The 15,634-nt window shown below is 62.7% G+C and carries 16 protein-coding genes; 14 read left to right on the top strand and 2 right to left on the bottom strand.

What is annotated here, in order from left to right; translation table 11 throughout:
* Window positions 1–8: 8 nt before the first annotated feature.
* From J7367_RS19255 to J7367_RS19190, 14 genes are all read left to right on the top strand, one after another.
* Window positions 9–173 (top strand): hypothetical protein, encoded by a 165-nt coding sequence (locus J7367_RS19255; protein WP_176214966.1) that lies wholly within the window; start codon window positions 9–11, stop codon window positions 171–173.
* Window positions 174–208: 35 nt separating this feature from the next.
* The gene (locus tag J7367_RS19250; RefSeq protein WP_057663879.1) at window positions 209–1,462 is read left to right on the top strand and encodes a radical SAM protein; all 1,254 of its coding nucleotides are present in this window, start codon (window positions 209–211) and stop codon (window positions 1,460–1,462) included.
* Window positions 1,455–2,297: a 2OG-Fe(II) oxygenase gene (locus tag J7367_RS19245; protein ID WP_057663877.1), complete on the top strand. Its 843-nt coding sequence runs from the start codon at window positions 1,455–1,457 to the stop codon at window positions 2,295–2,297. The genes J7367_RS19250 and J7367_RS19245 overlap by 8 nt, the downstream gene beginning before the upstream one ends.
* Entirely contained in the window at window positions 2,294–2,944 is a 651-nt protein-coding gene (locus J7367_RS19240) for a hypothetical protein (RefSeq protein ID WP_139792617.1), read from the top strand. The genes J7367_RS19245 and J7367_RS19240 overlap by 4 nt, the downstream gene beginning before the upstream one ends.
* Window positions 2,941–3,705: a 2OG-Fe(II) oxygenase gene (locus tag J7367_RS19235; RefSeq protein ID WP_081028006.1), complete on the top strand. Its 765-nt coding sequence runs from the start codon at window positions 2,941–2,943 to the stop codon at window positions 3,703–3,705. The genes J7367_RS19240 and J7367_RS19235 overlap by 4 nt, the downstream gene beginning before the upstream one ends.
* Complete coding sequence (locus J7367_RS19230; protein WP_139792615.1) at window positions 3,698–4,888, top strand: HEXXH motif-containing putative peptide modification protein; 1,191 nt, start codon at window positions 3,698–3,700, stop codon at window positions 4,886–4,888. The genes J7367_RS19235 and J7367_RS19230 overlap by 8 nt, the downstream gene beginning before the upstream one ends.
* 20 nt (window positions 4,889–4,908) lie before the next feature.
* Window positions 4,909–5,472: a hypothetical protein gene (locus tag J7367_RS19225; RefSeq protein ID WP_139792613.1), complete on the top strand. Its 564-nt coding sequence runs from the start codon at window positions 4,909–4,911 to the stop codon at window positions 5,470–5,472.
* A 6-nt stretch (window positions 5,473–5,478) separates the two neighbouring features.
* Complete coding sequence (locus J7367_RS19220; RefSeq protein WP_057663857.1) at window positions 5,479–6,741, top strand: HlyD family efflux transporter periplasmic adaptor subunit; 1,263 nt, start codon at window positions 5,479–5,481, stop codon at window positions 6,739–6,741.
* Window positions 6,713–7,429 carry an ABC transporter ATP-binding protein gene (locus J7367_RS19215; protein WP_057663854.1) on the top strand — a complete coding sequence of 239 codons (717 nt, stop codon included), beginning with the start codon at window positions 6,713–6,715 and terminating at the stop codon, window positions 7,427–7,429. Before J7367_RS19220 ends, J7367_RS19215 begins: the two co-directional genes overlap by 29 nt.
* 104 nt (window positions 7,430–7,533) lie before the next feature.
* Window positions 7,534–7,977, top strand: a complete 444-nt coding sequence (locus tag J7367_RS19210) for a hypothetical protein (protein ID WP_209028972.1) — start codon at window positions 7,534–7,536, stop codon at window positions 7,975–7,977.
* Window positions 7,974–10,127, top strand: coding sequence for a peptidase domain-containing ABC transporter (locus J7367_RS19205; protein ID WP_057663848.1), 2,154 nt, complete (start codon window positions 7,974–7,976; stop codon window positions 10,125–10,127). The genes J7367_RS19210 and J7367_RS19205 overlap by 4 nt, the downstream gene beginning before the upstream one ends.
* 351 nt (window positions 10,128–10,478) lie before the next feature.
* Window positions 10,479–10,712 (top strand): AbrB/MazE/SpoVT family DNA-binding domain-containing protein, encoded by a 234-nt coding sequence (locus tag J7367_RS19200; protein WP_015463213.1) that lies wholly within the window; start codon window positions 10,479–10,481, stop codon window positions 10,710–10,712.
* Window positions 10,699–11,112, top strand: coding sequence for a PIN domain-containing protein (locus J7367_RS19195; RefSeq protein WP_057663842.1), 414 nt, complete (start codon window positions 10,699–10,701; stop codon window positions 11,110–11,112). Before J7367_RS19200 ends, J7367_RS19195 begins: the two co-directional genes overlap by 14 nt.
* 28 nt (window positions 11,113–11,140) lie before the next feature.
* Window positions 11,141–11,503, top strand: a complete 363-nt coding sequence (locus J7367_RS19190; RefSeq protein WP_057663839.1) for a DUF3742 family protein — start codon at window positions 11,141–11,143, stop codon at window positions 11,501–11,503.
* Between the two features lie 15 nt (window positions 11,504–11,518).
* On the opposite strand, the gene J7367_RS19185 is transcribed toward J7367_RS19190, so the two are convergent.
* Window positions 11,519–13,033 carry a conjugal transfer protein TraG N-terminal domain-containing protein gene (locus J7367_RS19185; protein WP_057663904.1) on the bottom strand — a complete coding sequence of 505 codons (1,515 nt, stop codon included), beginning with the start codon at window positions 13,031–13,033 and terminating at the stop codon, window positions 11,519–11,521.
* 192 nt (window positions 13,034–13,225) lie between these two features.
* On the bottom strand, window positions 13,226–15,397 hold the full coding sequence (locus tag J7367_RS19180; protein ID WP_057663836.1) for a TonB-dependent siderophore receptor: 2,172 nt from the start codon (window positions 15,395–15,397) through the stop codon (window positions 13,226–13,228).
* Between the last annotated feature and the right edge of the window lie 237 nt (window positions 15,398–15,634).

Genomic DNA, 15,634 nt, shown 5'->3' with positions numbered 1-15,634 from the left:
GAGCTGAGATGAGCATGTCCAATGATGAGAAGAAGAGCGCTGTCGATCGTAAGGAAGCCGCACGCAAGCTTGCCATGCGCGTGTTGACGGAGTCGGAGGCGCGCGATATCGCCGCTGCCGGTGCATTCGTGAAGGTCGGCCCACCGACCCCGGTCAAGCCGAACATCGCTTGATGAACTGACCTGCATGCGGCGCCGGTAGGCGCCGCATGCGCAAGAAACATGGCGCAGCGGCCTGGCTCTCACACGAGTACCGGTCGGACAGCTGGAGTGGCCGCATGGAAGTGCTTTCGGAAAGCCCCCGTATTTCCTCGCTGGTGGTGAATCTGAAACTGTCGGAGCGATGCAATCTCAATTGCGATTACTGCTACTACTATGCCGACGCCTATTCCGATGTGCATGAGCGACCGGCGCTGCTTCGCAGCGACGTCTCGCGACAAGCCATCGCGCGGCTGGTCGAGGCAACAGAGGACTATGATATCGGTGAGTTGGCAATTGCCTTCCATGGCGGCGAGCCTACCTTGATGAATCCTCGATCATTCCGCGCACTGTGCGCGGAGATCGTGGAAAAGCTGAGACCCCGGGTAGGCGTGTTGCATCTCATCACCCAGACCAATGGCGTGCACCTGTCAGATGACTGGCTGGAGGTCGCGCGCGAATTCGATGTGCACATAGGAGTCAGTCTCGATGGTCCTCGGGACTACAACGATATTCATCGTCTCGATCACAAAGGGCGCGGTTCTTACGACCGGATCGAGCGCACCCTGTACCGGCTGCAGCGCGCCGCGCGGGAGGGACACATCCGGCCGATCAGCCTGATCGCGGTACTCAATCCCGATTTCGACTATGGGCGCATCTACGATCATTTCGTGGATACGCTGGGCGTGGGGTTGCTGAACTTCTTGTTGCCGGACCATAGCTGGGATAGCCTCAGCGCAGACAGCGTGGAGATGGACAGGTTCGGTGACGCGCTGTGCCTTATGTTCGAGCGTTGGTTGCTGAGCGGTCAGGACAATGTCTACGTGAAGCAGTTCAGCGATGTTCTGCACCGGATCGCGTTGCATCGCCGTGGGGTGGCATTGGATATGTCGGCGGTCAATCTGGTCATCCACAGTGATGGCGATATGGCATTGAACGACTCCTACATGGCGGCCGTGGCATGGTTTCGAACGCAGCAGCATTTCAACGTGCGAACCGCCAGCTTTCGCCAATGGATGAACCAGCCGATCATGAGGGAGATCGAGCGCGCGTACCGAACCTTGCCTGATCAGTGCATGGGCTGCAGGCACCAAGCGATCTGCCGGGGCGGCGAGTTGGAACACCGCTTCAGCAGTGACGCCGGATTCAACAACCGCTCGGTGTACTGCAGTGTCTTGAAACGCCTGTACGACACCATCCAGGCCGCGTTGGCGGAAGGTGATCGCCATGCCAATGCCACCATCGCGGAGGTGGCTCATGCCTGAACTGCCGGATCGTTGCCTCAACGCGTGGGTGGCCGAGCAGCGTGCTGCGGGCATCAGTCCAGAGGAATCCATGTCCACTTTGGTGGCCAGTGGCTTTCATCGTTTTTCTGCGCGCGATGCCGTGTTGCCGCTCTCTGGTTCCAGGGCACCTTTGGATGCGGGCGGCTCGCGGGGTAGCCTGGCGCCGTCTCGTGACCTCGGCGACCGTACCGTGCGCGTGATGCTTTCCTGTCGCCGGCCGGATCTCACCGTAGTGCGGGATTTCGTGGACGAGGCCGAAGCAGGATCACTTATCCACGCTTCCGTCGCTCGCCTGCTTCCGTCGCAGGTGGTCGATGTGGACGCCAAAGATGGTGCCGGTCACGTGTCGCGTGCGCGCACCAGCCACAGCATGTACTTCGCCGCCGGCGAGAACGCGGAGGTGCGTGCGCTTGAGGCGCGCGCAGCTCTTCTGGCAGGTCGCGATGCCTGCTGCGCCGAGCCAGTGCAGGTGGTTCGGTACACGCCGGGCACTGGTGTTGAGAACCATCAGGACTACTTCGATGTACGCGATCCGTCATCGGCGGCGCATCTGGGGCGTCGTGGACAACGCGTAGCGACGGTGCTGGTCTATCTCAATACGCCGCAGGCAGGCGGGGAGACGGTGTTTGCCGATCCTCAGTTGGAAATTATCGCGAACCTCGGCACCGCAGTTCATTTCGCTTTCCCCACGGCCAGCGAGCAGGACCTGGCGCTGCATAGCGGTGCACCGGTAATGTTGGGCGAGAAGTGGATCGCCACGATCTGGTTCCGCGACCAACCCCAGAGCATGACCCCAATGGAGCCCACTGCATGAATGCCCAGATCAGCGAGTTGAATCGTTCCGCTGGATCCTCCGTCGATGACGTCCGTGTCCTGGGAGGCCGCGATCACTTGCTCGTTCCATGCGCGCTGCCACCCGCGATGTGCCAGTTGTTCGAGCGATATGCGCTGCTGCATCTCAATAGCACGGACTATTTTACGCACGATGAGCCTACACAGTCGCTAGGGCGTTACGCCGACGCGCTGGGCGAGTCGATGCTCATTCAATTGCAGCCGGTGTTGGAGCGGCTGACCGGTCGACGTTTGCTGCCCACTTATTCGTTTCTGCGCTTCTACACAAGTGGTTCGTCACTGACACGGCACACCGACCGCGATGCTTGCGAGTTCAGCGCCACCCTCACGTTAGGCTACTCCGGTGCGTCGATCTGGCCGGTCTGGGTGCATTCGCAAAGTGAGGACAAGCCAGTATTGCTGGATGTGGGAGACATGCTGCTCTATCGCGGCATCGAGGTTCCGCATTGGCGTGAGCCGCTGGAGGAGGGCTACTGGCTACAGCTGTTTGTTCACTATGTCGATGCCAGTGGCCCGCACGCCAAGCGGGCGTTCGACGAACGCAATAGCATCGGGCCGAACAATACCTGGGCCGCCGTCGCTGCGGAGCAGACAGCCAAGACGCCATGAGCTCTCCATCGGTATGGCCGTTGCCAAGCGAAATGCCACAGTCGCAGGCACAGCCTGGGGACGGCTTGTGGCGCAGTCATGGCTCCATCGTGCTGGACGGCCGCCGTGTACGGCTGATAGCGAGGATGCGTGCGCCCAGGCTCATCCTGCTGGACGATGTGTTGGACCCTGACGAGTGCGCTGCGTTGATCGAACTGGCGCGACCGCGCTTGGCCCGTTCGCAAATCATCAATACGGGCGACAGGGCCGCAAGCGCTATTGCCAGCTATACCCGAACCAGCCAGAGCACATTCATCACTCCGCAAGAGTCTGCCCTGGTCGCTGCCATCGAGAGACGGATCGCGGCGCTGCTGGAATGGCCGGTGGATCATCTGGAGCATATTCAAGTGGTGCGCTACGGTGCGGGGGCCGACTTCGTGCCGCACCATGACTACTTTGACATAGGCCTGTCTGCTACCGAGGCACTGCTGCAGCGGGGTGGCAATCGCATCGGCAGCATGCTTCTCTACCTCAATGTCCCAGAGTCGGGTGGCACGACCGTGTTCTCCGATGTCGAGATCGATGTGGTTCCGCAGTGCGGCTCGGCGCTTTATTTCGGTTACCCTCATCCCGATCCATCTTCGTTGACGCTGCACGCGGGCGCGCCGGTGTTGGCGGGTGAAAAATGGTTGGCGACCTTCTTCGTTCGCGAGTCGCTGATGCACCGCCGTCCGCCGAGCGAAGTGTTTAGTGCATGTGAGCAAGGGTCAGCGCATGGATGAGTTGGGTCTGCTGGCAGAAGATTTTGCCTGTGCCACTGACTCAAGCGCCCCGGACATCATCGGTGTCTTGGCGGCTACCCGGTTGGCCGCTTCGCGGGTGCGCCTGTCAGCGCGTCTGCGCGGAGCAGGCCAGGAGAAGCTAGCCGAAGCCCTTGAGGCGCTCGACCTGCCGGAGACTGCGACCTGGCGGCCTGAGATTGGGCTTGTGGAGTCAGTTGGAGAGCAAGTGGTTGCGCTTTGCCAGGGCGCACTGCAGTGGGCCATTGCGACGTTCGCGTGCGGGCAGCAGGGTCGGTTCAGCGCGCAACTGGCTAGCGCCGGGCGGGTATTCCTGGATGGCTGCCTGATCGATGTGGAGGGCGCTGTGTCCGTACTCGCCGACGGGCAAGTGCTGCTCGTGCAGGATGCACGCAGCAACCATGCGTTCCAGGCACACGCAGGCAGGTGGATGCTCTGCAAAAATGACAGCATTCAGCGTGCGTGGCCAGTGGGGCATATCGGTCATGACCAAGGCTTCTACGTCGTTCGCACAGGGGTGAGCAATGCCTCGCATGGCTTTCCATGGCCTGACCAGCAGCGTGGGCCATTACCCCCGGTTGCGGATGAGGCGGCGATGGATGCCGCGGTTCGGCGCGTCGAGGCGGCACACGCGCTGCTCGCTAGCGCTGGCGATGAACATCTCAATTGGGTGCGCGGTGGGCTTGCCGGCTACCTGCTGCTTGCAGGGCCAGGGCTGAATGACGCGAGAGTACACGGCAGCAGTGCCTTTCCCGGTCTGTTAGCCCTCGACCCTCCGGACGATCCGGTGCATTGCGCTGAGCTGATCGTGCAGGAGTCTTCCAGACAGTACGTGGCCGCGTTCCTCATGGTGGCCGCGCTATTGCGCGAAGACCAGGAAGCCGCCTTCTATTCACCGCTCAAGCGAAGTTATGAAACCATGGGGCGGGTGATCATAGGTGCGCATGCGGTGGGAAATGTTCTACTCTTCCAACAGCATCTTGCACGTATACAAAGACTGGACAAAGCTGCAATGGGGCGGCGCGACATGCAGCGTATCTGGTTTGAAAGCCACTACATGCGCGCGCTCGACGCGTGCACGAACCTCACTGAGGCCGGCAGGCGGCTGTGGGCCCAGCTCAGGGCATCGGTGATTGAAAGTGGCGTGTTGTCCCACCAAGGGTGACTACGAGGAGTCTATTGCGTATGCGTGATGTCCTGCTTTCTGTGTGTCTTACTTTGGCCCTGGGCGGATGCGCCAGCGTGGGGCCGGCCGAACCGCCACCCATTGCGGCGCGCGGTGGCCAGGTCGGAATGAACGAGATCAGTGATGAACTGGTCGCCAGCCATCGCATGGTGTTGGCCGATAACGAGTCGTTCATTCCTCCTTTGGAGGATGAGGGCAATAAGCCCCCCGCATATCCTCCATCCCTGCTCGGACAGGCCCTGCCGCCGAGCACCGTCTGTTTGCAGGTGGTTGTTGGAGCCGATGGCCGGGTACCGGCGAGCACACCTCTGGAGCAACCGCCGCGCTGCCCCGCGAGTGCTTCGCTCGATCCCCTCATGTTGCAGGCGGCCCGCTCGGCCGTTGCGATGTGGCATTTCGAGCCAGGATTGCGCTGCTTGTTCCCGGACCTGGAGACCAAGCGCACGACATATGGCAGTTGCGGTGAGTCGCCTTCGCGAGCCGAGCCGGTAACGCTCACCTATCGCTTCATCTTCGAACAGCGTGACGGCAAGGGCACGGTGCGCATGGGTGGGGGCGAATGATGCGGCATGACGGTACCGCAGATGGATGAGCAGCGTGTTGGGGGAGGCGCCCGGCGCAAGCGTCAGCGCATCGTCGTGTTGTCCGTGATCGTCGCGGTGTTGTCGGCGATCACCGTAGTGGTGTTGGTCGCTGGCCGCAAAGACGCAGTGGTGCCGCGCTCGAACGTGCTGATCGGTACGGTGGAGCGGGGCCCGATGCTGCTCAGCGTACGCGGAACGGGCAACCTGGTGCCACGTCATACTCGTTGGCTCACGGCCGAAACGGATGTGCGTGTGGAACGCATCGTGGTATTTCCCGGAACCCGGGTGAAAGCCGATACAGTGATCCTCGAACTGCACAACGGCCGTGTGCAAGATGATTACCTTGCTGCCGAGATGCAGTACCAAGCTGCGGTGCTGGACCATCGGGTCAAGCAGACCGAGTTGCGCGTGCAGTCGCTGCAGGCACGCGCCGAGCTGGGCAAGGTGGAAAGCGAACTGGCCGCTGCGCGGGCACAGGAAAAGATCGAACGGATGGCGCTGGACAAGGACGTCATCCCCCGCATCCAGTATCAGAAGACTGAGATCGACTTGGCGCAGTTGATCAGCCGCCAACGGGTCGAGAAGGCACGCGTGGCCGAGATCGACGCCAACGCGCAGGCGAGCCTGCAGTCCGATACGTTGCGGGTGTCGCAGCTGAAGAACACAATGGATCTGCGCCGACGGGAGGTCGACGCCCTGCGAGTGCGGGCTGGCGTGGAAGGTGTGGTACAGCGCGTGCTGGTGGAGGAAGGGCAGCAGGTGCCCGAGGGAACCAAGGTGGCACTCGTCTCGCGCCCGGAAGAGCTGGAGGCTGAACTGCGGATCCCCGAGACCGAGGCCCGCGACCTGCAGCCAGGCCAGGCCGCCTTGGTCGATACCCGCAACGGCAAGATGGCCGGCACCCTGTCGCGCATCGACCCGGAAGTGGTGGATGGAACCGTCAAGGTACGCATTGCGTTTAGCGACACGCTGGTGCCTGGCGCACGTCCCGACCTCTCCGTGGATGGCACGATCACGCTAGGGCGCTTGGCGGACGTGTTGTTCGTACGCACTCCCGTCAATGCGCAACGCGATAGCCAAGCCCGGCTGTTCAAGGTGCAAGGCGACATCGCACAGCGCGTGCCGGTGACGATCGGCCATGAATCCAGTCGTTTCGTGGAGATCAAGGGTGGATTGAAACAGGGTGATCGCGTCATCCTTTCCGATATGAGTGCCTACGATGACCAGTCCCGCCTGCGCCTGGACTGAGCGAGCCAACGAAGCGTCACCGGTCATCCGCCTGCGAGGGCTGCAGCGGACCTTCCAGACCGATGAGGCGTTCACCCATGCGTTGTGCGACGTCGCACTGGACATCGCCTCTGGCGAGTTCGTCTCGATCACGGGGCCATCCGGCTGCGGCAAGTCCACGCTGATGTCCATTCTCGGTATTCTGGATACGCCGACGGCGGGCAGCTACATGCTGCGCGGACAGGAAGTGGCGCACATGTTCGAGGCCGACCGCGCACGCACGCGCAACCGGCACATCGGGTACATCTTCCAGTCGTTCAATTTGATCGGCGACCTCAGTGTGCTGGACAACGTCACCCTGCCGCTGAAGCTTCGCGGAGGGGTACCGGGCAAGGAGCGGTGCGAACGCGGCATGGCGGCGCTGAAGCGGGTGGAGATGGCCCACCGCGCCAAGCATCTGCCGGCGCAGCTTTCTGGTGGGCAGCAGCAACGTGTGGCCATTGCCCGCGCCCTGGTGGGCGAGCCTTCGATCGTGTTGGCGGACGAGCCCACCGGCAACTTGGACTCGCGCAGTGGTGCGATGGTGATGGGCATGCTCCAAGAACTACACGCAGCAGGCGTGACGCTATGCATGGTGACGCACGATGCACACTTCGCTGCCATGGCGCAGCGCTGCGTGCACATGAGCGATGGCCGCATCGTCGGCTGACGCGTTATTCCCTGATGGATGCAGAGTAAGGAGGGGCGATGGGAGTTTTCAGGGAGGAAGCCGTGGCCGCCCGAAGCGCGCGACATGCCCTTGGCGCGGTTCGCATGGCTACGCCGCGGTCCTTGCGGCTGCTGGTGGCCGCAGGCATCGTGTCGACCATTCTGCTGCTGAGCATCGGCCTGGCACTGCCTTACGGGCGATCGCTGACGGCCGCTGGCGAAGTGCTGGCGCATAACGGGAGAGAGGGCGCCGTGCAGGCATGGGTCAGCGAATCCGTCGTGCCCGATATCCATCCGGGCATGGCCGCACGTGTGCATTACCGGGCGCTGCCCCGTGGCACGCAGCAATGGGACGGCGGCATAGTCACCGATGTGTCTAGGGTACCAAGCAATGGGCCGCAGAGAGGGCTGTACAGAGTGGAGGTACAAGTGTCGCCGGCAGACCGCACGGATGGCCGATATCTCTCCGCAGGGATGATCGTAGATGTCCGTCTGCTGACGCAGCGGCGGCCCATGTATCGCTGGGTGTTTGGGGAGCTGACACAATGAGCGCCGTGCCTGGCTTTGGCTGGCGCAGGCGCCTGCCGGTCATCCTGCAGACAGAGACCATCGAATGCGGCCTGGCCTGCATGGTCATGATCGCCTCATACCACGGGCGGCACAGTGATCTATCGGAACTGCGGCGTCGCTTCCCTCTGTCGCTCAACGGCACGACACTGAGTCATTTGATGGAAATCGGTGCCGCGCTTGGCATGCGTTCTCGGGCGCTTCGGCTTGAGCCGGAAGATCTGCAGGAACTGCGGATGCCATGCATCGTTCATTGGGACATGGAGCACTACGTCGTGCTTTGGGCCTGTAGGCGCAATGGCGTAGTCATCCATGACCCGGTGCATGGCCGGCGCGAACTCTCGCACGCCGAATTTTCGCGGCATTTCACCGGTATCGCGCTGGAGTTGGAGCCGATCGCAGAGTACAAGCCGCCGTTGCGTCCTGCACGCGTCGGGATCCTGCGGTTGACCGGCAACCTGGGCGGCATCAAGCGTTCTCTGGGCGTGCTGGCGTTATTGGCGCTTTGCCTGGAAACGATGGCACTTTTGGCGCCGTTGCTGGTGCAGGTGATCACCGACGTTGCGCTGCCCTTCCAAGACAGCGACTTGCTGAATTTGCTGGGCTTGGGCTTCCTCATCATGATGGTGTTGCACGCCAGCGTCGGCGCGTTACGGAGTTGGTGCGTCGCCCGGCTTGGCGTCAGCCTGAATTACGGGTGGAGTGTCAACGTGTTCACCCACTTGGTATCGTTGCCGCAGCGCTATTTCGAGCGCCGCCAACTCGGTGACCTGCAGAACCGCTTCAGCTCCATCGCCGACATCCAGAAGACGTTGACGAGCCGCTTCATTGAGGGCCTCCTTGATGGGGTGATGGCGCTGCTGACGCTGGTACTCATGCTGCTGTATTCGCCTCTGTTGACCGTGATCACGGTGGTTTCTTTCTGCCTCTACACACTGGCAAAGGTGTTGTCCTTCGGTTGGATGCGCGAGGCGCAGCACGGACACTTGATGTCGCAAGCGCTCCAGCAGTCACATTTCCTTGAGGTGATGCGCGGAATGCAGGCCATCCGCCTACACAACCGTGGCGCGATCCACGCAGGCCTGTATGCCAACAAGGCGGTGGACACGCTGAACCGGGAGATCGAAGTACAACGGTTGGCGATCCTGCTGGACATGTTCAAGTTTGTGGCCTTCAACTTGCAGCGTGTCCTCATCCTGTGGATTGGTGCATCCATGGTGCTTGAGGGGGCACTGACCGCGGGCATGCTGATCGCTTTCTTCGTGTTCAGTTACCAGTTCACCACCCGTGCTGGAGCGCTGGCCGACTACCTGGCTGAGTTTCGCATGCTGGATCTGCACGCCGAGCGTTTGGCCGACATCGTGCTAGAGACGCCGGAAGAGGGGCTCCATGCCCAAGATCCCGCACAGCCACAGGATCACGGACTGGAGTTGCGGGATGTTTCATTCCGCTATGGTTCCGGTGAAGAACTGGTTTTGGACCACTGCAACCTGCAGGTGCGAGACGGAGAATCGGTGGCAATCACAGGCGCCTCGGGCTGTGGCAAGACGACGTTGATCAAGGTGGTTGTCGGGCTGCTGGATGCCGAGCAGGGTGCAGTGCTCGTCGGTGGGCGGACCCTGCAGCAAATCGGCAAGCACGCGTTGCGTGCGATGGTGGGCACAGTGATGCAGGACGATCAACTGTTCAATGGTTCCATCCTGGACAACATCCGTATGTTCGACAATGGGCCGGCGGATGGCAGTGCGGAGGAAGTCGCACGATTGGCAGGCGTGCATGAGGACATCGTGGCGATGCCAATGGGGTACTACACGCTGATCGGCGACATGGGTTCCTCGCTGTCCGGTGGCCAGAAGCAGCGGATCGTCTTGGCGCGGGCCCTCTACAAGAAGCCTCGCATTTTGTTGCTGGACGAGGCCACCAGTCATCTTGACGTGCGTCGCGAGCAGCAAGTCAATGCTGCCTTGGCCCGGCTGACAATAACCCGCGTCATCATTGCCCATCGACCCGAGACCATTGCCTCGGCAGACCGGGTACTGGAGCTTCGTGCAGGCAGGCTGCATGAAGTAGACCGTACCGCCATATCAGGTTCGGAATGGGAGGCGCACTCGGTGGCAGCGCAATCGGGCTAGATTGACGAATGCACGCGCGCGGTTGGTCGCTATGGATGATTCTCCGTTGCCGTACACAAGCATCGAGGCGCTGCAAGTGACTCGAGTGGCCTGATCGGCCGCCACGTGTGCGTGACGGCGCGTGTGGCTGTTAGCAGGATTGACTCCATGGCATGCGTCACTGTTTTGGATGCTGCAGCGCAGAACAGGCAACCTTTTCTCTTTCCAGGTAGGGCCTTTCCCCTTGATGGCCCTTCCGTTCCCCTTTTTGCAGCGGAGTTGCCCCTTTTGCGCGAATACTGAGCAGGCTGCTTGCGCCAGATCACTAGAGGTGTAGGATATACATTGTTTTGTATATCTTTGGATGTCGCTATGCAAGTCGCAAAGTGGGGTAACAGCTTGGCGGTACGCCTGCCGTCGAGTCTGGTGGAGGCGCTGGAACTGCGGGAAGGAGATGACATCGAGATCGTCGTCGACGACCCGCGCTTGTTCGCGGTACGCAAGAAACCGGGACCAGAGGCCATGCTGGAGCGGCTCCGTGCCTTCCGCGGCAAGTTGCCAGCAGACTTCAAATTCAACCGGGACGAGGCCAATGGCCGCGGGTAAGGGCAAAGTGTTCCTCGACAGCAACGTGGTGCTTTACCTGCTGTCGGAGGATGCGGCAAAGGCGGACGGCGCGGAGGCCTTGCTGCAGCGCCGTCCCGTCATCAGCGTCCAGGTGCTCAATGAAGTGACCCACGTCTGCGTGCGCAAGCTCAGAATGGGGTGGGATGAGGTTGGACAGTTTCTTGCACTGGTGCGGTCGTTCTGCAAGATTGTCCCCCTGACGGTCGACGTGCATGACCGCGCTCGCCAATTGGCGCAGCGGCACCAACTTTCGTTCTACGACGCCTGCATCGTGGCGGCGGCAGCCATCGAGGGATGCCAGACCCTCTACTCCGAAGACATGCACCACGGCCTCATCATTGAGGAAAGCCTGTCGATCCGGAACCCGTTTAACGTCTGATTTCGAGGAACTGCAGGAGGGCACTCCGATGGCAACTTCCCAGCCGAATGCATCATTGAGCCGCAGGGCAGGGCGTGCGACCTCGCGTGCGTGGCGTTGGCTGCTCTTTCAGGATCGGCGATTCATTGCTTGGATGGTTGCTGTTGGGGCACCTGCCAGGTTGGCAAATGGTGTGGGCGCCTGTGTCCTGCTACTGGTGGTCGGAGCGCTGCTCTACTTTGCTTTCTGGATGGGCGTTGTGCTTGTCACAGCAATGGCCGTTGTTTGGCTTGCTATACGCATTGATGTCCTCGACACCACAGAGGAAACTCGGTGGAGAGACGGCATCGCAGGATATGGCCTCTACAGGGGCGAGGTTCGGATCGATCCAGGCGAGGAGGAAGAGCCCTGACGATGGTGGCCATCGCTAACGTAGCGATTTCGTTGCGTTGACTGCGATATCGCCGCCCTTGCCTCCGGCGGATCGAGCACCCTCCGTGCCAGTCGTGAGCATCTGAGCGATGTTGCCAGCACGAACACCGGCCCAACCCAAGGCGGCAATCCATAAGCTGGGGAGCACGATGAACATCATGGCCATTACGAAGTTCAGCAGCATGTCGCCGAACGCGTTGTTGAGTCCCAGCAAGGGATTGAAGTTGCTGTGAGGTGAATTCCAGCCGTAAAGGGCATCCAGAATCGTGCTGTCGATCCAGCGGGCGAGTTGGAACCAGAAGTCCACGAAGAAGAGTGCGAACTGCACGCAACTCATCGTCACCACGGCCTTGAGGTCGTAGGTGCCGAACAAAAGCACGAGCGGCACGCAGATCACCATGGCCATCTTGAGGAACGACAGCACCATCGGCAGGGCCTGTCGGACGACATCCATGGCCGGGAAGAACACGACGGAGCCAGCGGCGAGTCCCACATCGGCCGCACCTCGCGTGACGATATTGGGCAGGGTCATATCAACCTGGCCACCGTAGTCGGCATAGGCCTGTCCCTGGTTCATCGTCTGCTGGCGGGGCGCGGCGATGGCGCGAATGATCGCGTCGTCGGCCTGCTGCCGCGAAACGAAGCTTGCCCAGCGTCCTACGCGGGCAAGCAAATCTGGGTCCACCTGGGCCAGCAGCCGGCTGCGCAAACCCCGCTCGCCATCGCTCCACCATTGCCTGCAGGTAGGGTAGCCGCCGCCGTTCTGTACTTGCGCCAGCCCTGCATCGCGGGTCGTGTCGTAGGGCCAGGATGCGCGGGGTGTCTGGGAGTGGTAGCTGTCGTAGAAGCCACCCGTGCCCAGAAAATAGCTGGACCCGATCCAGGTCACATCGTCCATCTGGGCCTGCGAGAGTTCGGGCCGTCCCATGAAGAACTTCGCCCGGGCGGGCCCGTAACAGTCGCGGGTGAAGTCGGCCACCTCCTGGGCCAGCACCGGGTCGTCGATGCGCGTGCTGTCGATGTCCATGCGCATCTGCCGCAGGTCCGTTCCGCAGGGGATCGCCGCGACGGCCGCGCCGGTCACGGCCTTGGAGATGGCATGCATGAAGAACCACCACACCGGCACCCGCGCACTCTGGTTGTTGAGCGTGGTGAAGGCTTGCGACCACCGCGTGTCCTGGGGTGTCGCCACATCGACCTTGCACTGCTTGGAGCGGCTCGCATCGAACTGGATCGTCTGGAGATCCACATCGATGAAGGGGATGCCGGCGAATAGGATCACCACGACGGCGGCCCACACGCGGTTCTCGATGCGGGCGGCCGACAGCACGCCCTTGTTGCCTTCGTCCGCTCCCTCTCCCCGCGCCCGCAGCCATTCCTGGACGACGATGGCGACGAAAGGCAGGGCGAACGCGCCGCTCGCGACGAGGATGTTCCAGACGCCGTTCTGGACGATCCAGCCCACGAGGGTGAGGTAGTACTCAAGGTAGTCGGTCGTGTAGAGCGTCATGCGAGCCTCGGCCGTCATTCGTGACCAGCGGGCCATCATGGGGGTCGAAGGATCCATGAGTGCGAGGCAATAGGCGCGGCAGCAGAACCGTATTGCGGCAGGGTCATGATTTTTCGGCGGCCCGGTGGATGCTTGATCCACCGGGCTCGCACCCTGCAGGTTACGGCCGGCGCCGCGGCCGGCACCTGCGTCTCACCATCGATAGGTTGCGGTGGCGATCATGCGACGTTCGTCGCCGTAGTAGCAGTTGCCGTACTGGTCGCAGTTGCCGATGTAGGTCTTGTCGGTCAGGTTGCGCACGTTCAGCGCGAAGGTCCAGCGGTCGATGTCGTAGCCGATCATCGCGTCGAACACCGTGAAGGACGGGACCTTGCCCGGCGCGGCGTTCAGGTCGCCGTAGTTCGACCCCGTGAAGCGGACGCCCAGCCCCACCTTGATGCGGTTCGGGAAGCGGTAGTCGGCCCAGAGCGCTGCGGCATTGCGCGACACGGCCGTGAGCGGCTTGCCGATCTCGCGCGCGGTGCTGCTGGCCGTGATCTCGGCCGTGGGCGTGTAGGTGTAGGAGCCCACGAGGTTCAGGCGGGGCAGCACCTCGGCCGAGGCTTCCAGTTCGAGCCCGCGCACCTGCACCTCGCCGGTCTGGCGCGGCACGAAGTTGTCGTCGGCGGTCAGGTAGTTCTTGCGGCGCAGATCGAAGATCGCCGCGCTGTAGCTCTGCTTGCCGCCTTCGGGCTGGTAGCGCACGCCGGCTTCGTATTGGCGGCCGGTCTCGGGCTTGAACGGCTGGCCCGTGGCGGGATTGCGCGTGGCCGTGGGCACGAAGGATTCGGTATAGCTCACGTACGGCGCCCAGCCGTTCGGCGCCAGGTAGGTGAGGCCGGCGCGCTTGGTGGCGCGGCTCTCGGAGATCTTGGTGTGGCTGCCGTCCAGGCGGCTGTCCACCTCGCTGCTGGCGCGGTCGTAGCGCGCGCCCAGGGTCAGCAGCCAGCGGTCGCGCCACTTGATCTGGTCCTGCACGTAGAAGCCGGTCTGCGCCAGCGTGGCGACGCCGTCGTACCACGGGGCCGGGATCTGCACCGCGCCGCCGTACACGGGGTTGTAGATGTTGAGCGAGCTGGCCGAGCCGCCGCTGTAGCTGGTCTGGTCGATGCGCGTGCGCTGGTAGTCCAGGCCCACGAGCACCGTCTGCTGCACGTCGCCCGAGCGCAGGCGCGTCTCCAGCTGGTTGTCGAGGTTCAACGCGCGGATGCGCTCGTTGCTGCCCGACACGGTGCGGCGCAGCGTCGTGAAGTTGGCCGGGTCGCGCGGGTTGGCGGGGTTCACGGTGATGAAGTTGCGGCCCTGGACGGCGCTGTAGTCCACGTCGAGGTGGCTGTAGCGCGCGTTCTGGCGCACGGTGAAGGCCTCGTTGATGCGGTGCTCGAACAGATAGCCGACCATCGAGGTGTCGAGGTCGAACCGGTTGTGCGTCGGGTCGCTGGCGAAGAGCACGCTCGGGATGAACGTGCCGATGGCCGTCGGCACGAGCGAGCCCACGGCGGGGCGCGTGCGCGAGAACACGCCCGCGCGGGTGCGGCCGAACTGCGAAAGCAGCGTGAGGCTGGTGTCGCTCGAAGGCTTCCAGGTGAGCGAGGGCGCGATGAACGTGCGGTCGTCCTTCATGCCGCCGGCCGGCAGCTCGGCATCGCGCGTGAGCGCGGTGAGGCGGTAGAGCAGGGTGCCGTCCTCGCGCAGCGGGCCGGAGAAGTCGCCCGCGATCTGCTTGCGCCCGTGGTCGCCCACCTGCACCTGCACCTCGCGCAGGGGCTCGGCCGTCGGGCGCTTGCTCACCGCGTTCACGAGGCCGCCGGGGCCGCTCTGGCCGTAGAGCGCCGAGGCCGGGCCGCGCAGCAGCTCGATGCGCTCGGCGCCGTAGCTCTCGATCGGCCAGATGCCCCAGTTGCCGTTGTTGCGCAGCGGCATGCCGTCCAGGTAGAAGCCCGGCGCATACGCATCGAAGCCGCGCAGCGAGATCCAGTCATAGCGTGAATCGGCGCCGAAGCGCGTGGGAATCACGCCCGGGGAGTAGCTGAGCGCTTCTTTCACGTTGGTCACGCCTTGCGTTGTCATGCGATCGGCAGGGATTACGGAAATTGACTGGGGCGTCTCGATCAAAGGCGTGTCGGTTTTTGTCCCGGTTGAGCTGCGCTGCGTTGGGTCGGATTGCTGGGTCACTGTCACAGTGGGGAGGACCGAGAGGTCCGCGGACGCTGGGGGCTGCGTTTGCGCTGCCGCGGTTGGAGGGGCGGACACGCTGGCCAGGATGATGGCCGCGAGCGGCGTGATGCGCAGTGCATGGCAGCGCCTGGGAAAGGTGTGTGTCATCAGGGGAGCTCCTTCGATGGCGGGATCCGGTCGCGGGCATGAGATGCACCGCTTCCAGAAGGATGGTGAAGGTGGCTGCCTGGGCACTGGCCTGGGTGGCGAAGGGATGCTGCGGTCGTACCGCGACCCGAGGGAGTGCGGTACGGTGTTCGTTCAATGTGGACTCAAAGCAGGGGCGTGCTTTGAAGGCGGTAGCGGGGTTGTCTTTTCCTCTATCGAGTCCGCCCTGAACAACTC

Source organism: Xanthomonas sp. D-36-1 (assembly GCF_017746155.1).
Lineage (GTDB): Bacteria > Pseudomonadota > Gammaproteobacteria > Xanthomonadales > Xanthomonadaceae > Xanthomonas > Xanthomonas cissicola.
Note: the sequence above shows the minus strand (reverse complement) of the source record. Positions and strands in the feature narration are given on the sequence as shown.